23 protein-coding genes are annotated in these 20,885 nt (G+C 58.0%); 21 read left to right on the top strand and 2 right to left on the bottom strand.

Going from position 1 to position 20,885, the window contains the following annotated elements:
• Positions 1-30: 30 nt before the first annotated feature.
• The 3 genes from AB4O01_RS26265 to rpoS all read left to right on the top strand — a co-directional run bounded on the left by AB4O01_RS26265 (position 31) and on the right by rpoS (position 2,865).
• Complete coding sequence (locus AB4O01_RS26265; protein WP_171057346.1) at positions 31-666, top strand: protein-L-isoaspartate(D-aspartate) O-methyltransferase; 636 nt, start codon at positions 31-33, stop codon at positions 664-666.
• A gap of 212 nt (positions 667-878) precedes the next feature.
• Positions 879-1,748 carry a peptidoglycan DD-metalloendopeptidase family protein gene (locus tag AB4O01_RS26270; protein ID WP_093436549.1) on the top strand — a complete coding sequence of 290 codons (870 nt, stop codon included), beginning with the start codon at positions 879-881 and terminating at the stop codon, positions 1,746-1,748.
• A gap of 106 nt (positions 1,749-1,854) precedes the next feature.
• On the top strand, positions 1,855-2,865 hold the full coding sequence (gene rpoS, locus AB4O01_RS26275) for an RNA polymerase sigma factor RpoS (RefSeq protein WP_038357938.1): 1,011 nt from the start codon (positions 1,855-1,857) through the stop codon (positions 2,863-2,865).
• 511 nt (positions 2,866-3,376) lie between these two features.
• Here rpoS and fdxA read toward each other — a convergent pair.
• Together fdxA and mutS are read right to left on the bottom strand one after the other, a co-directional pair.
• On the bottom strand, positions 3,377-3,700 hold the full coding sequence (fdxA, locus tag AB4O01_RS26280) for a ferredoxin FdxA (RefSeq protein ID WP_007908827.1): 324 nt from the start codon (positions 3,698-3,700) through the stop codon (positions 3,377-3,379).
• A gap of 163 nt (positions 3,701-3,863) precedes the next feature.
• Positions 3,864-6,434: a DNA mismatch repair protein MutS gene (gene mutS, locus AB4O01_RS26285; protein ID WP_460090009.1), complete on the bottom strand. Its 2,571-nt coding sequence runs from the start codon at positions 6,432-6,434 to the stop codon at positions 3,864-3,866.
• Between the two features lie 250 nt (positions 6,435-6,684).
• On the opposite strand from mutS, the gene AB4O01_RS26290 reads away from it, so the two are divergent.
• The 18 genes from AB4O01_RS26290 (at position 6,685) to AB4O01_RS26375 (ending at position 20,881) form a co-directional block, all read left to right on the top strand.
• Positions 6,685-7,431: a class I SAM-dependent methyltransferase gene (locus AB4O01_RS26290; RefSeq protein ID WP_175559641.1), complete on the top strand. Its 747-nt coding sequence runs from the start codon at positions 6,685-6,687 to the stop codon at positions 7,429-7,431.
• Positions 7,432-7,657: 226 nt separating this feature from the next.
• Positions 7,658-8,392 (top strand): LexA family transcriptional regulator, encoded by a 735-nt coding sequence (locus tag AB4O01_RS26295; RefSeq protein WP_093436542.1) that lies wholly within the window; start codon positions 7,658-7,660, stop codon positions 8,390-8,392.
• Positions 8,393-8,918: 526 nt separating this feature from the next.
• Complete coding sequence (locus tag AB4O01_RS26300) at positions 8,919-9,347, top strand: tail fiber assembly protein (protein WP_460090010.1); 429 nt, start codon at positions 8,919-8,921, stop codon at positions 9,345-9,347.
• Between the two features lie 126 nt (positions 9,348-9,473).
• Positions 9,474-9,812: a phage holin family protein gene (locus AB4O01_RS26305; protein WP_093436536.1), complete on the top strand. Its 339-nt coding sequence runs from the start codon at positions 9,474-9,476 to the stop codon at positions 9,810-9,812.
• Between the two features lie 71 nt (positions 9,813-9,883).
• Positions 9,884-10,405: a hypothetical protein gene (locus tag AB4O01_RS26310; protein ID WP_093436533.1), complete on the top strand. Its 522-nt coding sequence runs from the start codon at positions 9,884-9,886 to the stop codon at positions 10,403-10,405.
• Between the two features lie 3 nt (positions 10,406-10,408).
• Positions 10,409-11,017 carry a phage baseplate assembly protein V gene (locus AB4O01_RS26315; RefSeq protein WP_460090011.1) on the top strand — a complete coding sequence of 203 codons (609 nt, stop codon included), beginning with the start codon at positions 10,409-10,411 and terminating at the stop codon, positions 11,015-11,017.
• 15 nt (positions 11,018-11,032) lie between these two features.
• Positions 11,033-11,365, top strand: coding sequence for a phage baseplate protein (locus AB4O01_RS26320; protein ID WP_093436526.1), 333 nt, complete (start codon positions 11,033-11,035; stop codon positions 11,363-11,365).
• Positions 11,362-12,357, top strand: a complete 996-nt coding sequence (locus tag AB4O01_RS26325; RefSeq protein WP_460090012.1) for a baseplate J/gp47 family protein — start codon at positions 11,362-11,364, stop codon at positions 12,355-12,357. The genes AB4O01_RS26320 and AB4O01_RS26325 overlap by 4 nt, the downstream gene beginning before the upstream one ends.
• On the top strand, positions 12,354-12,989 hold the full coding sequence (locus AB4O01_RS26330) for a phage tail protein I (RefSeq protein WP_093436520.1): 636 nt from the start codon (positions 12,354-12,356) through the stop codon (positions 12,987-12,989). The genes AB4O01_RS26325 and AB4O01_RS26330 overlap by 4 nt, the downstream gene beginning before the upstream one ends.
• Positions 12,990-14,606, top strand: coding sequence for a phage tail protein (locus AB4O01_RS26335; protein ID WP_460090013.1), 1,617 nt, complete (start codon positions 12,990-12,992; stop codon positions 14,604-14,606).
• A gap of 9 nt (positions 14,607-14,615) precedes the next feature.
• Positions 14,616-15,194: a hypothetical protein gene (locus tag AB4O01_RS26340; RefSeq protein ID WP_147307368.1), complete on the top strand. Its 579-nt coding sequence runs from the start codon at positions 14,616-14,618 to the stop codon at positions 15,192-15,194.
• A gap of 158 nt (positions 15,195-15,352) precedes the next feature.
• Positions 15,353-15,538 carry a hypothetical protein gene (locus AB4O01_RS26345; protein ID WP_122843259.1) on the top strand — a complete coding sequence of 62 codons (186 nt, stop codon included), beginning with the start codon at positions 15,353-15,355 and terminating at the stop codon, positions 15,536-15,538.
• A 2-nt stretch (positions 15,539-15,540) separates the two neighbouring features.
• A complete protein-coding gene (locus AB4O01_RS26350) occupies positions 15,541-16,707 on the top strand; it encodes a phage tail sheath protein (protein WP_242204863.1) in 1,167 nt (388 codons plus the stop codon).
• The gene (locus tag AB4O01_RS26355) at positions 16,707-17,213 is read left to right on the top strand and encodes a phage major tail tube protein (RefSeq protein ID WP_460090015.1); all 507 of its coding nucleotides are present in this window, start codon (positions 16,707-16,709) and stop codon (positions 17,211-17,213) included. The genes AB4O01_RS26350 and AB4O01_RS26355 overlap by 1 nt, the downstream gene beginning before the upstream one ends.
• A 152-nt stretch (positions 17,214-17,365) precedes the next feature.
• Complete coding sequence (locus AB4O01_RS26360) at positions 17,366-17,947, top strand: phage tail assembly protein (protein WP_116254556.1); 582 nt, start codon at positions 17,366-17,368, stop codon at positions 17,945-17,947.
• Positions 17,948-18,076: 129 nt separating this feature from the next.
• The gene (locus tag AB4O01_RS26365) at positions 18,077-20,293 is read left to right on the top strand and encodes a phage tail tape measure protein (RefSeq protein WP_460090016.1); all 2,217 of its coding nucleotides are present in this window, start codon (positions 18,077-18,079) and stop codon (positions 20,291-20,293) included.
• Complete coding sequence (locus AB4O01_RS26370) at positions 20,293-20,676, top strand: phage tail protein (protein WP_460090018.1); 384 nt, start codon at positions 20,293-20,295, stop codon at positions 20,674-20,676. Before AB4O01_RS26365 ends, AB4O01_RS26370 begins: the two co-directional genes overlap by 1 nt.
• Entirely contained in the window at positions 20,669-20,881 is a 213-nt protein-coding gene (locus tag AB4O01_RS26375; RefSeq protein ID WP_099758144.1) for a tail protein X, read from the top strand. The genes AB4O01_RS26370 and AB4O01_RS26375 overlap by 8 nt, the downstream gene beginning before the upstream one ends.
• Positions 20,882-20,885: the final 4 nt, after the last annotated feature.

Below are 20,885 nucleotides of genomic sequence, written 5' to 3' on the forward strand. Positions count from 1 at the left end.
CATGAAGACAGGCTGCGCAGCGGGATCGGCATGACCTCTCAGCGTACCCGCGAGCGGCTGATCCAGCGCCTGTACGAAGAGGGCGTGTCCAACGCCAAGGTGCTGGAAGTGATCCGGCGTACGCCGCGTCACCTGTTCGTCGATGAAGCGCTGGCACACCGTGCTTATGAAGACACGGCGCTGCCGATCGGCAATAACCAGACGATTTCCCAGCCTTATATGGTGGCGCGCATGAGCGAGCTGCTGCTGGAGGCGGGCCCACTGGATAAGGTGCTGGAGATCGGCACCGGTTCCGGTTACCAGACGGCGGTGTTGTCACAACTGGTTGAGCGGGTGTTCTCGGTTGAGCGCATCAAGGTACTGCAGGATCGCGCCAAGGAACGTTTGGTTGAACTGAACCTGCGCAACGTGGTGTTCCGCTGGGGCGATGGTTGGGAAGGGTGGCCGGCGCTGGCACCTTATAACGGCATTATCGTCACCGCCGTGGCCACGGATGTACCGCAAGCCTTGCTTGATCAACTGGCTCCGGGCGGACGCATGGTGATTCCGGTAGGCTCCGGGGAAGTGCAGCAATTGTTGCTGATCGTGCGTGAGGAAAACGGCTTTTCCCGGCATGTTCTCGGGGCTGTCCGTTTTGTGCCGTTGCTCAATGGGCCACTGGCCTGAGCATTTGTTTACGCGTGCTGAATTCCTTTCGTTCGCCTCTGTCTTACTCGGGCAACGATGGTTTAAACGCAGCAGATTGTCAGATGGCAAACGTGTGCGTGAAGCGATTTCGCTTCATTAAAGGTAAAGCCGATCCGGCCCGTTATACTTGCGACACCTCATGCCGACATCCGGCATTCCACATTTTTCAGCCACCACAAAGGGAGCGGCGGGTGAGTCTCACAGTCATTGCGCAGCGTATGGGTAACACGAGCTTTCAGCGCCTGGTGACTGGCCTTGTCTTGAGCACCTTGCTGGTCGGTTGCTCCAGCACCAAATCGAGCAATGTGCGGGTGGTCGATCGCAACAACGCGGTGGCCCAGCGTCCTACGGTGACGACCGGACAGTATGTAGTCCGTCCGGGCGATACGATGTTTTCGATCGCATTTCGCTACGGCTGGGACTACAAAGCCCTCGCGGCCCGGAACAATATTCCTACGCCGTATACGATCCATCCGGGTCAGACGATTCGCTTCGACGGCCGCACCGGTTCAACGCCGACGGCGGTGGTGAGCAACAGCAGTTCTTCACCTTCTTCGTCGAGTAAAACCACGGTAATCCGGCGCCAGGCAAATGGCACCACGACCACTACAACCACCGGTTCTACGGGGGCTGTACCGTCCGTCGCCAACAAGCAAGCGCCCGCGCCGTTGCCTCCGGCAGGCCCAGCCCCGACCGGCTGGGGATGGCCATCTAATGGCATTCTGATTGGAAAATTCTCTTCAAACGGTAGTTTGAATAAAGGAATTGATATCGCCGGAGATTTGGGACAGCCTGTTTTAGCTGCGTCTGATGGGACGGTGGTATACGCCGGGAGTGGCTTAAGGGGCTACGGCGAATTAGTCATCATCAAACACAGCGAAACCTACGTCAGTGCCTACGGACATAACCGCAGGCTGTTGGTTCGGGAGGGACAGCAGGTCAAGGTCGGACAGACAATTGCCGAAATGGGGTCAACGGGTACAGACCGGGTGAAACTGCATTTTGAGATTCGCCGCCAAGGTAAACCTGTAGATCCGCTGCAGTTCCTGCCAAGACGTTGATTTGTAAGCCAGCCTGTTCCGTCGCGTAGAGGGGACAGGCTCCAGCGCTGCCAAGGATAAAGGCGTCGCTTGAGCTTGGGGTCGAACTCACCAAAGGACTATAACAATGGCTCTCAGTAAAGAAGTGCCGGAGTTTGACATCGACGATGAGGTTCTCCTTATGGAGACCGGCATCGATTCGGAATCTTCGATGTCGAATGATGAAGGGGCTGCTCCACCTTCCGTTCGTTCCAAATCCAAACACTCCGCTTCACTTAAACAACATAAGTACATCGACTACACGCGTGCACTTGATGCCACGCAGTTGTATCTCAACGAAATCGGCTTTTCCCCACTGCTCTCTCCGGAAGAAGAAGTTCATTTTGCGCGACTGTCGCAAAGTGGCGATCCGGCCGGACGCAAGCGCATGATTGAAAGTAACCTGCGGCTGGTGGTCAAAATCGCCCGGCGTTACGTCAATCGGGGGCTGTCGCTGCTGGATCTGATCGAAGAGGGCAACCTCGGATTGATCCGGGCGGTGGAAAAGTTCGATCCCGAGCGCGGCTTCCGCTTCTCGACCTACGCGACCTGGTGGATTCGTCAGACCATCGAGCGCGCGATCATGAATCAGACCCGGACCATCCGGTTGCCGATCCATGTGGTCAAGGAACTCAACGTGTACCTGCGGGCTGCACGGGAGCTGACGCAGAAGCTCGACCACGAACCTTCACCCGAAGAAATCGCCAACCTGCTGGAAAAACCGGTGGGTGAGGTCAAGCGCATGCTTGGCCTGAACGAGCGGGTTTCTTCGGTCGACGTCTCGCTGGGTCCGGATTCGGATAAAACCCTGCTGGACACCCTTACCGACGATCGTCCGACCGATCCTTGTGAACTGCTGCAGGATGACGACCTGTCGCAGAGCATCGATCAATGGCTGTCGGAGTTGACCGACAAGCAGCGCGAGGTGGTTGTACGCCGCTTCGGTCTGCGCGGCCACGAGAGCAGCACGCTGGAAGATGTAGGCCTGGAGATCGGCCTGACCCGGGAACGGGTGCGGCAGATCCAGGTAGAAGGCCTCAAGCGCCTTCGTGAAATCCTCGAGAAGAATGGCCTGTCGAGCGAGTCGCTGTTCCAGTAAGCGCCTCACACGCTCGCCCGCAAGAAGCCCCGACTGGTTCGGGGTTTTTTGTTGGCCTCGATTTTCTGGGCATTCCGCCGCTCTTTTTCATTGTCGGACGTACGGTTGGCATTTCCATCCTTTGTAGTCTCGGGGTGTAAGCCTTGGCTTACTCTCTCGTAAGTGTTCCCTATTTTTACAAGACGGCAGACGTCGATTACGGACATCGCCGTAATTTAACTTATTGTTTTATATGTTTATTTTTTAACATTAAGTGCTTATGACAATCTTTTTCGGCACCCGCAGCCGATTGCTCTTGTCAGGGAACTCTCTAGTATCGGGGCTGTGTCGACGGACAGACACGCCCTTCAAGGAAGAGGGGAACGGACATCGCAGGACGCGATTCATCAGGACGATGAAAAGGAATACAGGGAATAGGGAAAAAATGTGGGCGGGTCATACCGCCCCTTTTTTTGCCTGCAGAAAAGTAAAAAGGCCCGCGAGGGGCCTTTTCGTTCGAGCGCGGGGCTGATCAGCGCTCAAGGTCTTTGATCTTGCCTTTGACGCCATCCCACTCTTCGGCATCTGGCAGCGATTCTTTCTTCTCGGTGATGTTCGGCCAGATTTCAGCCAGCTCAACGTTGAGTTGAATGAATTCCTGCATCTCTTCCGGAACTTCGTCCTCGGAAAAAATAGCTACAGCCGGGCATTCCGGTTCGCACAGGGCGCAGTCGATGCACTCATCCGGGTGAATCACCAGGAAGTTCGGGCCTTCGTAAAAGCAGTCCACCGGACACACTTCTACGCAGTCGGTGTACTTGCACTTGATGCAGTTGTCGGTGACGACGAAGGTCATTTCTAATTTTCTCCTCAGGCGGCGGCAGCGTTGCCCCTTCACGGTTGGGGTCGCCAGGTTCGGGAGCGATACCTGCTGGCCAGGCTATTAGCCAGCAGCATCCCAAACCGCGCGAGATTCTAACAGCTTGAAGCCGTTTGCGTTATATCCGCTTCTTCAGTGCTTATATCCGGTTCTTCAGTGCATAGAGCATTTCGAGAGCTCGGCGCGGGGTCAGGTCATCCAGATCCAGTTTAGCCAGTTCATCGAGCACCGGGTGTGGCAGGCTGGCGAACATGTCGCTTTGCTGTGGCGTCGCCGGTTTGCCCTTGGCGGCAGGTTTCGGCGCTTCATGCGGCAAAGCGGTTTCTTCCAGTCGGCTCAAGTGCTCACGGGCACGCACGATCACTTCACTTGGCACACCAGCCAGTTGCGCCACCGCCAGACCGTAGCTCTGGCTGGCAGGTCCCGGCAGCACGTGGTGCAGGAAGACGATGCGTTCGTTATGCTCGGTCGCATTGAGGTGGACGTTGGCCACCAGTGGCTCGGCTTCCGGCAACACGGTCAGTTCGAAGTAGTGGGTGGCAAACAGCGTATACGCGCGCAGATGCGCCAGACGCTCGGCCGCCGCCCATGCCAGCGACAGACCGTCGAAGGTGCTGGTGCCGCGCCCGACTTCGTCCATCAGCACCAGGCTGCGCTCGGTAGCGTTGTGCAAGATGTTGGCGGTTTCGCTCATCTCGACCATGAAGGTCGAACGGCCACCGGCCAGGTCATCGCTGGAACCGATTCGAGTGAAGATGCGGTCGACCAGCGACAGTTCGCAACTGGCTGCGGGCACGAAGCTGCCAATGTGAGCGAGCAACACGATCAATGCGGTTTGGCGCATGTAGGTGGATTTACCACCCATGTTCGGGCCGGTGATCACCAGCATACGGGTGTTGTCATCCAGGCTCAGGTCGTTGGCCACGAACGGCGTGGTCAGCACTTGCTCGACCACCGGGTGACGACCCTGGGAGATGCGCATGCACGGCTCGCTGACGAAGCGCGGGCAGTTCAGGTCAAGATTCAGCGCACGCTCGGCGAGGTTGCTCAACACGTCCAGTTCGGCCAGCGCGCCGGCGGTGTCCTGCAGCGGTGGCAACTGGCTGATCAGGTCTTCCAGCAGCGCCTCGTAGAGCATCTTTTCGCGCGCCAAGGCACGGCTCTTGGCAGACAGGGCTTTGTCTTCGAACTCTTTCAATTCCGGCGTGATGAAGCGCTCGGCGCCTTTCAGGGTTTGCCGACGGATATAGTCCGCCGGTGCCGACTCGGCCTGCTTGCTCGGCAATTCGATGAAGTAGCCGTGAATGCGGTTGTAACCGACTTTCAGGTGGCTAAGACCGGTGCGAGCTTTCTCGCGGGCTTCGAGATCGATGAGGAACTGGCCGGCGTTTTCGCTCAGCGATTGCAGCTCGTCGAGTTCGCTGTCGTAACCGGTTTTCAGCACGCCGCCGTCACGGATCACCGCCGGCGGATTGTCGATGATGGCCTTTTCCAGCAGTGCCGCCAGTTCCGGGTAGGTGCTGGTGATGGTCGCCAGACATTGCAGGTGCGGTGCTTCCAGGTCAGTCATCGCCACTTGCAGTTCAGGCAGGGCACCGAGGGCGTCGCGCAAGCGAGCAAGGTCACGAGGACGTGCGTTACGCAGGCCGATCCGCGCGAGAATTCGCTCGATGTCGCCGATTTCCTTGAGCTGTGGTTGCAGCTTTTCGAAACGATAGCGATCGAGCAGGCACGTGATCGAGGTCTGGCGCGCCAGCAGTACGGTCAGATCGCGCAACGGACGGTTCAGCCAACGGGTCAGCAGACGGCTGCCCATGGCGGTCTGGCAGCGATCAACGACTGATTGCAGGGTGTTGTCGCGACCACCGGCCAGGTTGGTGTCGAGTTCGAGGTTGCGACGGCTTGCACCGTCCAGCACCACGGTGTCATCCAGACGTTCGTGGCGCAGGCTGCGCAGGTGGGGCAGGGCGGTGCGCTGGGTTTCCTTGGCGTAGGCCAACAGGCAACCCGCAGCGCCGATGGCCAGGGTCAGGTTCTCGCAGCCAAAACCCTTCAGGTCTTGGGTGGAGAACTGCTGGCAAAGGCTTTTCAGTGCTGAATCACGCTCGAAATCCCACGGCGCACGACGACTGACGCCACGGCGTTTTTCCGCTGGCAGATCCCTCGGCCAGTCATCTGGGATCAGCAACTCAACCGGGTTGATCCGCTCCAGTTCCGCCAGCAGGTTTTCCCAGCCTTTGATTTCCGACACGCTGAAACTGCCGCTGGTGATGTCCAGCACGGCAAGGCCGAACAGACGTTCGTCACCCAGCAGGGCTGCAATCAGGTTGTCGCGGCGTTCATCAAGCAGCGCTTCATCACTGACCGTACCCGGCGTGAGGATCCGTACGACCTGACGCTCAACCGGGCCTTTGCTGGTGGCCGGATCGCCGACCTGCTCACAAATCACCACGGACTCGCCAAGCTTCACCAGCTTCGCCAGATAGCCTTCCGCCGCGTGGTAAGGAATCCCACACATCGGAATCGCCTGCCCCGCCGACTGTCCGCGCGCGGTCAGGGTGATGTCGAGCAACTTGGCCGCCTTCTTCGCGTCTTCGTAGAAGATCTCGTAGAAGTCGCCCATGCGGTAGAACATCAACTGATCCGGGTGCTGATTCTTCAGGCGCCAGTACTGCTGCATCATCGGGGTGTGGTTTGAAAGGTCGGTCATACGCGGAGTTCAGCTCTACCTGTCTATTTGACAACTCATATCTGTCTAATGGTACAGGGAATTTTTCGGCATTGTTGCCGGCGGGCTCAGATAGCCCTGAACCAGGCTACCTCATGACACTTCAGTCAATAGGGGCGCGCGGTTAGTGCAGGAAAGAATAATTCCGCGAATCTTGTAAAGGGCGCTCTGGTGTATGATGCCAGCCTTTAAATGTGCGTCAGCGCTTGAAGACAGATATAAGGAAAATAGCATGGGATTTTTTGATGAATTTCCTCGATTTTATAAGACCAGCCAGACGAGCCCGTTTCCGGATCGCCTGAACTCCCGGTACCGAGCCATCATGGAACGAAACGCTGAACTCATTCGAGGGAAGAGAGTTCTGGATATTGCCAGCCATGACGGACGTTGGTCCTTTGCTTCCCTTCAGGCTGGGGCTGCACATGTCACCGGAATCGAGCCGCGCCAGGAATTGATTTCAAATGCTATAGAGACGTTCACCGAGTATGGGATCGATAGTTCTCGATATGAATTCCTGCAAGGTGACGTATTTGACCAGATCAAAGGCAAGACCTTTGACGTAGTTTTCTGTCTTGGTTTTTATTACCACACTATTCGCCATGCCGAGTTGTTCGACCTGATTGAACGAACCGGCGCAAAATTTGTTGTCATCGACACCGAAGTTACTCCTGTTTCCGAGGAACTGGCAGATCCAACCAATAACGATCCACGCGTGGTTTACGGCAACCCGTATGGCGTTCAGATGCTGCTTGATCAGGTAGATGATCAGCAGATGGCGTGGACTGATTCTCTTACTCGCAAGGGTTTCACCATCGTGGGAAGGCCTTCGCGCCAGGCAGTAAAATTCATGGCCAAGCATTTTGGTTATGAAACAGAGACGTTCAACTGGGAAGAGTATTTCCAGACCAACCCCGAGGCCAGAGTTTCTATGGTCGACTACTCGGAAGGTTGGAGGGACACATTCTTTTGTAAGCGATAAAATCCGATTTTTCAAAAGCCCGTCATTGAGCGGGCTTTTTTTCGCCAGCAGGACAGAGGAGTGGTCACAAAGCGGTGAGCCAAGTGTTGATAGGGAGTAGCTGAAAGCCGATGCTGAATGACTTGTGAGTGGTTACATAAGCGTTTTTGCATAAAATATTGATTTATGCATTAGCTATGCGATTTAGCATTTGTCTTCGCGAATAACTTCAAGCACTATGCGCGTTATGCAAAAACGCAACGTAGCCTCCGTCTTAAGAGCACTGCTCGACCAGCACGGGATCTCCCCCACGGAGCTCCACCGTCGCACCGGCGTGCCTCAATCCACTCTCTCGCGGATTCTCAGCGGGAAGATCGTCGATCCCTCGGATAAACACATTTCGAAGATCGCCGAGTACTTCGCCGTGAGCACCGATCAATTGCGCGGGCGCGCGGATGTCGCGCCGTCGGCCGGTGGCGCGCGTGATGACGTGCACGCGGAACTCAAGGACATAATGCTGTGGGACGACGATACGCCGGTCGATGATGACGAAGTATCGGTGCCGTTCCTTCGCGAGGTTGAATTGGCTGCTGGATCAGGAAGATTCGTCATCGAAGAGAGCGAGCGCTCTAGCCTGCGCTTCGGCAAGCGCAGCCTGCGCCATAACGGTGTGCAGTTCGACCAGGCCAAATGCGTGACAGTACGTGGCAACAGCATGTTGCCGGTGTTGCGTGATGGTGCCACCGTCGGCGTCAACGCCGGCAAGTGCGGCATCGGCGACATCATTGATGGCGACCTGTACGCGATCAATCACAACGGCCAGTTGCGCGTGAAGCAACTCTATCGCCTGCCGACCGGCATTCGTCTGCGCAGCTTCAATCGCGATGAACACCCGGACGAGGACTACAGCTTCCAGGAAATCCAGGAGGAGCAAATCGTCATCCTCGGTCACGTCTTCTGGTGGGGCATGTACGCCCGCTAACCCGACCCTTCTCAGATAAACCCGCCTCGCAGGCGGGTTTTTTTTCGCCTTGATGAAACCGCCAAACCCTTGAGTTGCGGGGCTTCCATGCATCTGCGCATTTCCTGTGCATAAATAAATGCATTTGCGCATTGACTGGATATGCATACATGCATATTCTTGCCACCAAGCCGCTCGACAAAGCGGCTGGCAAGAAAGCTCTTTAGTTCCACAAGAACAGGCAGCGATGAACCGGCCTCAACGGTTCAGAGGGTTGGCAACTGACCCGGGTGTGCAGCGTAAAGCACCAGAAGCAGTTATCCGGCGGGCAGGGACCGCGGTCGGAAAAACAATTTGAACGGACTCGTACCGCGCCAGTAGCGCCGAAAAGTCAGCTTCCTTCTTGAACACAGGATTTGAAGGAAGGCGAAGGAGCGCATTACTGAAAAGCCCGGCTTCAGCGCCGGGCTTTTTTGAATGCCTGCCTGGCTTCGATCTGATCGAGCCGCCAACCCCCAGGGGTTGTAAATCTAAAAAGGAGAAATGCATGAATCGATACGTTTTTATCGCACTGTTCAACCTGAAGGTTTATCAAATTCTGGATACCGATGAAGCGATGCCGTTGAACCCTCCAGATGGTGTGTGGGGAGAATGGGCGGATGCCACGGGTAACACGACAGTTCAGGTCGGATGGAATGCTTTCAGGGTCAGTGATCATTGGGAGTTTGTCGCGCCTACTTATGACCAGCTAGTGCGCGAAGGTCAGGTTATGGCGGCCATGCTGCTGGCAGACACGCAAAAATGGCTGCTGCTCAATCCATTTGATTACAAGGTGGATCTGGGCGTCGCAACGCCTGCCGAAGAAGCAGCGTTACTGGCTTTCAAGCAATACGTTGTCGCCGTGAGCGAATACAAAAATCAACCTGATTTCCCGTACACCATTACTTGGCCAGCGATCCCTTTCCCTTTCGTTTAAATCAGCTGTGCGGTTTTCCGGGCCGCATTACTGAAAAGCCCGGAGACTGCCGGGCTTTTTGGAATGCCTACCTCAAGAGATAACGATTGAACCCAACACAAATCACTCACCCCCGGGAGGCGTGACATGACAACCGAGCAACAAGCATTGGCCGATATGCCGATCTGGCTGGTCATCCTCCTTGCCGTCGTCGGCGGAGTTTCCGGCGAAATGTGGCGCGCCGACAAGGAAGGTGCCCGTGGCTGGTCACTGCTGCGACGCCTGGCCCTGCGCTCCGGCGCCTGCATGATCTGCGGCGTGTCGGCGATCATGCTGCTGTATGCCGCTGGACTTTCGATCTGGGCCGCCGGTGCGTTCGGTTGCCTGACAGCGATGGCTGGCGCCGACGTCGCCATCGGCTTGTACGAACGCTGGGCCGCCAAGCGCATCGGCGTCTGCGAAGTTCCGCCTCGCGACCAACCTTAACCAAAACCAATTTTCCGTGCCGCCATTTTGGCGGCAGGGTTTCGCGTGGACGATTGAAAAGGAGGTCATGTATGCCCACACCGATCCAGCAGCCGTCGCAACTGTTCACAGCCATCGCGACGACGCTGCGCAACACTGCCGGGCTCAACATCAATGTCGGCAATCACGATGATTTCACTGCACCGGGCGATCAGGCCTGGGTGTTGATCGACTTCGACCGGAATGGGGCGGGAGTACGTGGCGCTGACGGGCGAATTGCGCATGTCATGACGGTGTCCTTGCAAGTCATCCCGGCCCTTTCTGCCAGCGCATTTGCAGCATGCGATCTGATCGCTGTGCTGAAGAATTTGATCACCGACAATCGCTGGGGACTGCCTGGCGATCAATGTGATCTGCCGACCAATATCGATGGATTGCCGTCGTTGCTGACCCGCGCTGACCAGCAAATCAAAACCTGGACCCTGACGTTCAACCAGACCCTCTACCTCGGCCCGACCTTGCTCGATGATCCACTGGGCACACCGAAATTCGCCCGCACCTGGGAAGTCAGCAACATCGACGATCCAGACCAATACACCGCGCTGGAGGCCTGACCGATGTTCGACGCGTTATTGCGCATGCAACTGGGGCCGATCATCGAACGCCTGGCCGAAATGGAAGCGGAAATCGACGACCTGTACCGCCGCGCTGAAAGCTTCTGCCGCATCGGCATTTGCCAGACAGTCGATGCGGCGAGCAATACCTGCCAGGTCAGCCACGGTGGCTTGCTCACGCCAGCGATCAAGTTTTTCAACCCCAGCGCCGGCGCACAGAGTGAGTCGCGGATTCCGACCGTGGGTGAGCAGTGTCTGCTGTTCAACTACGGCAGCGGCGAAAGTGGCGCACAAAGTGTCGCCCTGTTCGGCCTGAACAGTGATCGCTTTCCACCCGTTTCGACTGTCCCCACGCTGACGCGACGGGTTCATGTCGACGGCAGCGAAAGCGGCTACGACGATGCCACGCACACCCTCCACTGGCAAAACGGCCCAGCGGCTTTCAGCGGTTCTCGCGAGTCGCTGGAACTGAGCATCGGCCCGGCACGACTGGCGATGACGCCACAACTGATCACCCTGCAACTGGGTGCCGTCGGCCTGACCATCGACCCTTCGGGCGTGCACTTCAGCGGTCCATTGGTCGATCACCAGGGCCGTGTCATCAGCCCCTGATTCAAGAGCCTCCACATGATCGGAATCGATAGAGACAGCGGGGCCACGGTCGACGACTGGCTGCAATTTGTGCAGCGCGCGACCCGGGCCCTGACCACACCGCTGGGCACCCGGCAAAAACGCCCGTTGTACGGATCGTTGATCCCCACGCTGCTGGGGCAGAACCTCGGTGACGACGTTCTGCTTCTGGCCCAGAGCCACGCGGCGCAAGCGTTCTACAACAAGCAAAACGGCATCGACGATTTTCAGCCACAAGTGATCGTCGCCAGCCGCCAGGGCGCCGGTCTGCGGCTGCGCTTCGCCGGCATCTGGAAAAACCGTCAACAAACCTTCGAGGTCGTGACATGAGCATGTTGATCCCCGGCCAGAACCAATTGGCCGAACCCGCGCTGATCACCGTTGAAGCCTTCGAAGACTTGCTCGCCGAGTTCAAGACTTTCGTCATCGAATACGTCGGTGTGCGTTCGCCGGACAGTGCCGCAAAACTCAAGACCAGCCTGGAAAACGAAAGCGAACTGCTGACCCTGGCGCTTGAGGCTTTCTGTGTTCGGCTGCAAACCCACGAACGCAAATACAACGCCCGCATCAAACAGATGCTGGCGTGGTGGGCGACGGGGAGCAACCTCGATGCGCGGCTAGCGGACATGGGCCTGGAGCGGCAGTTGCTTGATCCCGGCGACCCGGCGGCATTCCCGCCAGTGCCGGCGATTTATGAAAGCGACGACGATGCCCGCTTGCGTTATTACCTGGCGCCCCATGCGCCGGCAGCAGGTTCGCGGATGCAGTATCGCCGCGAAGTTTTCACCCTCGGCGAGCGTCCGACGGTGCATGTCGAATCCACTGAGGCAGGTGTGGTGAATGTCACTTACACCTTCAACCCGGACGGCCTCGCTGCACAGGTCAAGGATGGCAATGGTCGGCGCACCGCGCCGGGCGAAGTGCAGGTCACTGTGCTGTCCCGAGACGGTGATGGCGCGCCTTCCGCGACATTGCTTGACGGCGTTCGTCAGCACTTCGCGCGGCCTGATGTACGACCGGAAACCGACCTTGTCACGGTCAAGGCAGCCGATATTCAGCGCTACAAGATTCGCGTGGTCGCGAAGATAAATTCCGGCCCCGATTCGGGTCTGACCAAAGTCGCCGCACAGCAACAATTGCAGGCCTACGCTGACAGTTGCCATCGTCTTGAAGGCCGCGTTGATCCAAGCTGGATCGACTACACGCTGCACAGCGCCGGCGCTGTGCAACTGCAGATTCTCGAACCGCTGGCGCCGATCGTGACGACGGCGTTTCAAGCGCCGTACTGCACCGCAGTCGAAGTTGAGGTGCTGACGCTATGAGTGAGCCAACTCAGCGTCCGACGCTGCTGCCGGCCAACAGCTCGGCACTCGAACGAAGTCTGGATCTGGGCTTCGGCGCACTGCTTGATCGCATCGCGCCGCCGTTTCCCGAACTGATGAACCCGAGCGAAACGCCTGTCGCCTTTCTGCCTTATCTGGCAGCGGATCGTGGTGTCGCCGAATGGAGCACCGCCGCACCGGAAGCGGAAAAACGCCTGACCGTTGAACTGGCCTGGCCCACCGCGCGCCAGGCTGGCACCCGCAAGGCGTTGGAAAACGCCGCCAAGGGTTTGCAGTTAAGACCCGAGATCCGCGCCTGGTACGAACAGACACCGCCCGGTGCGCCGTACAGCTTTTCCGTACGAGCTTTTAGCGACCAGCCCTACAGCGAAGAAATCGACGCCCGTCTCGACCGACGTCTGGCGGATGCCAAGAGCGAACGCGATGTGCTGACGGTCTCGGTCGGCTTGAGCGCTTTCGGCAATCACGTCATCGCCGCCGCGACGTTCTGCGGTGAACTGACCACGGTTTATCCGGTGTTCATCGAAGGGCTCGAAACCTCGGGAGAGGCATTCATGGCTGCCGGCATGTACACCGTCGAAACATCCACAATTTATCCTCAGGGGGCCTGAATGGCTGACTATTACACCCTGCTCACCAACGCAGGGATTGCCTACGAAACGGCGTGCAAGGCCGCGGGCACGCCGATCAAGTTGACGCAGATTTCCGTCGGTGACGGCGGCGGCACGGTCTACAACCCGGCCGCGACCGCCACCGCGCTGAAACGCGAAGTCTGGCGCGGCCCGCTCAATGCGCTGTTCCAGGACGAGAAGAACCCGAGCTGGCTGCTCGCCGAAGTGACCATTCCGCCGGATGTCGGCGGTTGGTATGTACGAGAGGCCGGGTTGTGGACTGACACCGGGATTCTCTATGCCATCGTCAAATATCCGGAGTCGTTCAAACCGGTGTTGGCGACGTCGGGTTCGGGGAAAGAGTTCTACATTCGCTCGATTTTCGAGACCAGCAATGCTTCGCTGGTGACGTTGTTGATTGATGACACGGTGGTCAAAGCCACTCGTGCCTGGGTCATGAGTTATCTCGCCGAAGAACTCGGCAAGCTGGATGGTAAGCAGTCGGTGCGTGTTGCGGCATCCACCAACATCGTATTGAACGGTGCGCAGCAAATTGACGGTGTCGCAGTGATTGCTGGCGACCGCGTGCTTGTTGCGAACCAGACCCTGGCCAAGGACAACGGACTGTGGATCGTTGCCAATGGCGACTGGGTACGGGCGACCGATGCCAACAGTAACGCCAAGGTCACGCCGGGCCTGACGGTCATGGTCGAGGAGGGCACTGCGAACGGTGATTCGTTGTGGCACCTGACCACCAATGCGCCGGTCATCCTGGGCACCACCGCGCTGACGTTCAAGATGCTCGCCGGTCGCACCGGGATTGCTGCCGGGACTTACAAGAGTCTGACGGTGGATGAATATGGCCGGGCGACTGCGGGGGCCAACCCCAATACGTTGGCCGGGTTCGGGATCACTGATGCCCTTGGAATCAACGCAACGGCAGTCGCGGCTCGAAAGCTTGAAACGCCTCGGAGTATTTCCGTCTCCGGCGCGGCGAGCGGTAGCGCGTCGTTTGACGGATCGGCAAATGCCAACATATCCATAGCGCTTGCCGACTCAGGCGCTGCTGCCGGTACTTACACAAAGGTTACCGTTAACACTAAAGGTTTGGTGACAGGGGGAGCAGCACTTTCCGCGACAGACATCCCGTTACTTGACTGGTCGAAAATTGGCTCCGGCAAGCCGGCTACTCTCGCGGGTTACGGGATAACCGATGCCTACACCACAGCGGGTACCCAGGGCGTCGTCAATCAGGCCATTGCCGACTTCTCGACAACTAAAAACCTGGCCGCTCCGGCCTTTCTGAACGGGTTCTACGACGCAAACACTTCGCGCTACTGGACGGCGAACGGCAACTTGTATGTCTCCATCGACTTTGCCCGTGGAACTGCGATTGGTGGTCAATCAACTCTTTTGTGTGTTCTACCGCCCGGAGCAAGGCCTCGATTCAGATGTTGTGGCACCGGCGATTGGGTTACGTCGTCACCCTTGGCGTTTGGTTACCTCTCCTGGTCACTTGAAACCAACGGGAACCTCAGCATCGACCTGTCAGTGGGAGCGTCGGCTGGAGCTAGCGCCTACCAAGCTCAAATTCACCTCTGCACTCAACTAGCGTGAAGGCAAGCCATGTATTACATCCTCGATTCAAAAGGCGGATTTCTCTTCTCCGACGCCAGTAATAAAAATTACTCTGACTGGACGCTCATTCCACTTCCCCAGCCTTGCTGGAACCCGCGATTTACCGGAGCACGAGACAAGGAAACTGGGGAATGGACTGGCATGTGGGTGCAGGACGGAGAGCCAGTGCCAACCGCCGACGAGATTTGTTTGCGGATAGACACCTATGCTGACGAAATTCGGCGGCTCGTTGCCGGCGACCCATTGCGTGCAGTTGAGTATGAACGTGCTACTGCTGAGGCTCAGCAGTTCAAGGATGATGGCTATCCGGGTGATGCAGTGCCGCGCACGGTCGCTGCTTGGGCGATCACGGGTCGAACGCCACGTGAAGCCGCCGACAGCATGCTGGCTGAGGCCAGCCAATATGTGCAGGTATTAAACCTGATCCGCGAGAATCGCCTGCAGGCGAAGGAGCAGATCAAACAGAAGATCGCAGCGGGGGCCACTATGGAGGCCAAGCAGATTGCTGATGAAGCAATCATTGCGATTCAAGCAGCGGCTGCCGACGTTAGACCCGCAATAGGTTAACCATGAAGTCCTGGTGGTCTTTTCACGGGCCGCCCTAGATAGCGCAGCGCTCCAATAAGTGCCCCGAATTCGGGGTGTTTTTTTCTAACCCCAAAAGCACTCAACACCCGCCAAGCCCCTCCCCAAGAGGGGCTTTCCCGTTTATGGAGAAACGAAAAATGGCAACCCGCCAAACCTACACCGTGCTCGTCCCATTCCCCACCGGCGGTGGGCACTGGTCGAGCGTCGGTCAAGACCTTGATCTGCTCGACGTCGAGGCCAGTGCCTTGCACTTCGCCGGTCGACTGGAACTGAAAACCCCAACCACCCAGGCCAAAAAGGCCGCTGCCAAGAAGGCTGACTGACTATGGCTGAAGTTCTGAACTTCGAGCACAACGGCATTACCGTCAATGCCACCGAATCCCCCGAGGCCATGGGTGGCCTGGGTGACAACGTCATCGGTCTGGTCGGCACTGCGCCGAAAGCCGATCCGCTGATTCCGCGTAACGCGCCGTTCCGCATCAACAGCTTCACCACCCACGCGCTGCTCGATCCGACCGGTGCGGAAGAGGGCACCCTATACCACGCGGTCTACCAGATCCTCAAAGTGGTCAAGGTGCCGGTGTACGTGGTGATCGTCGAAGCGGGCGCGACTCCGGCCGACACCGTTAACAATGTGATCGGCGGCGTTGATCCACTGACTGGCCGCAAGCTCGGTCTGGCCGCGCTGGGCAGTGTCCCGGAAGACCTGACCATCATCGGTGCGCCGGGCTTCACCGGCACCAAAGCGGTGGCCAGCGAGTTCGCCTCGTTCGGCAAGCGCATCAAGGCCCGTGTGGTGCTGGACGGCAAGGACGCCTCGGTCGCCGATCAAGTGCTTTACAGCCAGGAGCTGGGCGGCGCCGACCTCGGTTTCGACCGTTGCCTGGTGGTGCACAACATGCCGGCGGTGTACTCGAAAGCGGCGAAGAAAAACGTCTTCCTGTCGCCTTCCAGCCTGGCGATTGCCGCGCTGGCTAAGGTCAAGCAGTGGGAGAGCCCGGGCAACCAGGTGACCTACGCTGAAGACGTTTCGCGGGTCGTTGAATACAACATCCTCGACACCTCCACCGAAGGCGATCTGCTCAACCGCTACGGCGTCAGCTACTACGCCCGCACCGTGCTCGGCGGCTTCTCGCTGCTGGGTAACCGCTCGATCACCGGCAAGTTCATCAGCTACGTCGGCCTTGAAGATGCGATCAGCCGCAAGCTGGTCAAGGCCGGCCAGAAAGCCATGGCCAAGAACCTCACCAAGTCGTTCATGGATCAAGAGGTCAAGCGCATCAACGATTGGCTGCAAACCCTGGTCGCCGACGAAACCATTCCTGGCGGCAGCGTGTATCTGCACCCGGAACTGAACAGCGTCGAGAAGTACAAGAACGGCACCTGGTACGTGGTCATCGACTACGGCCGCTACGCGCCGAACGAACACATGGTTTATCAACTCAACGCCCGCGATGAAATCATCGAGCAGTTCCTGGAGGACGTTCTCTAATGTTTACCAACCGCGTAAGACAGGCCATCGCGGCCACCCTGCAAGGCCTGCCGTTGTCGGCAACCGTTGAAGAATTCACCCCGCCGAAGATCGAATTCGACGTGGAAGAAATGCGTGGCGGCCGCTTCATCGTCGAAGAAATGGCCAAGGGCGGCAAAGCGCTCAACGCCAAGCTGACCCTGCAAGGCCTCGGCGCCGAAGTCATGCTCGCACTGGGTGTGAAGCTGGGCGACGACATCCTGCTGAACGTGCGTGAAGCCGGTCAGGATCAGGATGGCAACACCTGGTTCACCTATCACACCGTCGGCGGCAAGCTGAAATCCCTCGAAGAAACCGCAGTGAAAATGGGTGAAAAACCCAAGACCAACCTGGAGCTGTCCTGCCGCACCTACAACCGCCTGGAAAACGGCGTGCCGGTGATCGACATCGACGTGCGTACCCAGAAGTTCGCGCTCAACGGCGTCGACATCCTCGGTGATGCGCGGCGTGCGGTGCTGATGCCGTAACCCACGGCTCACAGGCAATCACAAAACCCTGTGGGAGCGAGCTTGCTCGCGAAAGCGGTCTGATGTTCAACATCGATGTTGACTGACCCGACGCCTTCGCGAGCAAGCTCGCTCCCACAGTGGATCTAAACGAATCACCAAGGAATTCATACATGTCGTGGATGCCACCCCAGCATGACCTGCTGTCGCCAATTACCGGCGACGACGGTTCGCAGATCGAAACGATCCAGCTCAAACCGCTGTTCTACGCCGCACAGAAAGAAGCGCTGGAACGCGCCGGCGATGACGAAGACGATCAGTTCTTCGAACTGGCCCTGCTCGCCACCGGCCTGTCGGTCAAGGAACTCGACCAGCTCAAGCGCCCGGACTACGTGAGCATCGCCCAGTACGTGCACGAGATGTCGACCCGTCCGGCGTCGTACTTTCTGGAGCAGGTCGAAGACGCGGAAATATCCGCCGATCCCGACCAAGTGCAACTGCTGCAACCGCTCGCCGTGACCGGCCGCACCGTGACCTCGCTGTCGCTGGAAATGCCGGCACTTCGCGCCACCAAAGTGATGAAGAAATTGAAAACGGCCAAGGAACGCGCCGAGTTCATCACCGCCCATTGCACCGGCCTGATGATCCCCGATCTGGCCCTGATGACCGTCCCGGACTGGACGCAATTGCAGGTGCGCATCGACGATTTTTTAAACCAGCCGGCGGCCTACTTTCGGAACGCGATATCGAAGTAATCCTCGATATCGTCCCGCTCATTTACCCGGTAAGTGAGGCGGAAATTCTCGAATGGGACGCCGAAAAGGCGTTGCGCCGCTACGACATAGCGATCACTCGCCTTGGCGTGAAACAGGAGTAGAGCGGCAATGGCAGAGATTAAATATGCGCTCACGTACGCCGGTGAGAGCGGCAATACAACAGGCGGATTTTCGGTGCCCGACAACCTCGGTAAACCGCTGCAGGATTTGAGTCTGACGCTAGCGTTGGCAAGCGTGGATATTCGTTTGCTGACCCAAGAGCAGATCAAGCTGCGGGAGCTACTGGTCACCCAGCAGTCGTTGTTCAAGGCCGGCGCAGCAGCCCCTGCTGCAAGCGCTGAGCCGAAGTCCAAACTCAAGGCCGAAATCGAGCAGCGTCCGCCGCCGAAAATCACTCAATCGGCAATGGCCAACGAAACGGCGCTGGTTGAATTGAATCAGGTGCTGCACCTGAGCAACGAATCGCTTCAGGCACTCTCGGAAACGAACCTGGAAATCGCCAGTGATAAACGGGTTGCCCCTAGTGGGTCTACTGGCGCGGATTTGCTGCAAGTGCAACTCGCAGCGCTGCGGTCCGGCATCAGTGATGGTCTGAAGGGCGAGCAGAAAAAGGAGGCATTACAGGACTTCTCTCGTGATGCCGCCATCAATGCCTCGGCCTTCAAGATCGATGTCAAGGCTGCTGGCGAGATGTTGGCGGGCTGGCGCACGGCTCTGAAGCTTGATCGGGTGCAGAGCCAGGATCTGGCAGACGCGACCAGCTACCTTGGCAACAGCGGCCTGAACGTCAAAACCGCTGACATCGGTTCCGTCGTTCAAAGTGCCGGGGAGGGCGCCAAAGCTGCAGGGATGACGCCCGAGCAAGTGGCTGCACTTGCGGCAGCATTTCTGAACAGTGGCGCTAACAAGACAGATGCCGCAGCGGCGCTGAAGAGTTTCACGACGGTTCTGGGTAAAGGTCAGTCCGCCTCATCGGCGCAGCGCTCGGCCTGGGCCGAAATGGGGCTGAACCCCGAGTCGCTGGCACGTGGGATGAGTGAAGATGCCCCCCAAACGATTAAGTTGGTTCTGGAAGAACTCAGGAAACAACCTGAAGAGAAACAGGCTTCACTGACAAAAACGCTGTTTGGCAACAATGATGCAATCCTCGAGTTGTTGAAGAAGCCTGAGGATGCTCAAACTGCGTTCAAACTGGTTTCTGACAAATCCCTGTATGCAACATCCAAACGCGGTGAGGATGCAGGCTCGGCGGCAGAAACCGCTGGGGCTTATGGCAATACATCGCAGGGGCGCTGGAATGCGCTGGATGCGAGTCTCAACAGGCTGTCCACGGCAGTCGGCAACTCATTGGCCCCGGTGACAGATGGCTTTGCCGTCGCGCTCACGGCGGTGGTCAATGGACTGAGTGCCGCAGCCGAAAGCTTCCCGTTCGTCACAGCTGCACTGACGTTGCTTGGGGCGGCTGCCACGCCGTTCGTAGCGGGCACATTGAAGACCGGTGTGTCTTCAGTGCTCGATGCGATTTCCACGAGGCTATTGCGACTGGCTGCAGCGCGTTTACCGTCCGAAATCGGCGATATGATCGACGGTGACGATGACGACAGTGGCGGTCGAAAAAAGAAGCGATCAGCTCGCGGGTCGGGTCAAGGCAAACGAGCCAAGCCACCTGCGAAAAGTGCTCAGCCCCGCACGCCAGCTGTGCGCCAAAGCCTGGGCAATCGCTTGCGCGGTGCAGCGCTCAAAGTCATGCCCGCCATCAAAAGCACGGCTGCCAAGGTCTTGCCCGCAGTGCGCAGCGCAGGTGCGAATGTCATGCCGATGCTGTCTCGGGCTATGCCTTTGGTGAGTAAAGTCGCTGCACCTTTGATGGTCGCCCATGCCGCATACACAGGCCTGAAAGGCTTGCGTGAAGGTGATGACAAAGCGGTGGGAAGCGCAAAAGGTGAGCTGGCGGGTACAGCTATTGGCGCGTTTCTCGGCTCGCTTATTCTTCCGGGTGTCGGTACGGCCATCGGGAGTGTCGTAGGTGGACTCGCAGGGTCCTACCTGGGGGAAAAACTCGCCAGTCCGCCCGCCGATAAACTCGCTGCGCCGGGAGAGGTCGCAAAGAATCTGGTCAACGCTCCCACCCAAAATCAAAACCAGCAAGTCACCTTCTCCCCACTGATCCAGGTCACCTGTCCGGCGCCGGACACTGCCGAGCAGATTCGTACAATCATCGGGCAGCAACTGAGTGGGCAATTCCACGGCCAGTTCTTGCCGCTGTTGACCAATAATCCGCTCGCCACCCGCCGTGACGCAGCCCTGACCGATGGAGTCGCCTGATGAAACAACAAATGGCACTGGGCAGTTTCATCTTCGGCCTCTCGCGCAACTTTGCGTATCACCAGTTGCTGCGCAAGTCCGATGGCGGCTGGTCCGAAATACAGATCCTCACCAGCAAACCCAAATCCAGTCAGACCGGCCAGAAGTCGGAAACCCTGACCATCACCGGCAAGTCGATGTACGCCGTGGCCATGGATCGGCTCGATGAATTGCGCGCCTTGCAGGCCCTGCGAATACCGCTGCCATTGATTGACGGCATAGGCCGCAACTGGGGTTTGTGGCGGATCAACAATGTTCAGGAAACCCAGACCCAGATCATCGATGACGGCACGGCGATGGTCGTCGATTGGGTCATCGAATTGGCGGAGTTCAATAATGCGTAAGGTTCGAAGCGTGGCCGGTGATTCGGTGAATCTGCTGCTCTATCGCGAAACCGGGCGCAGCGATGATTCTGCCGAAGAGGCCCTGTGGAAGCTCAATCCGACCCTCGCCGAGCATGGCCCGGTCCTGTCCGCAGGTGTCTGGGTGGTACTGCCGGAACTCGATACAAAACCCGCCGCGATCAACCCGCTCACAGCCTGGGATTAAGGAG

The sequence above is a fragment of the Pseudomonas sp. S2_E02 genome, assembly GCF_054668355.1.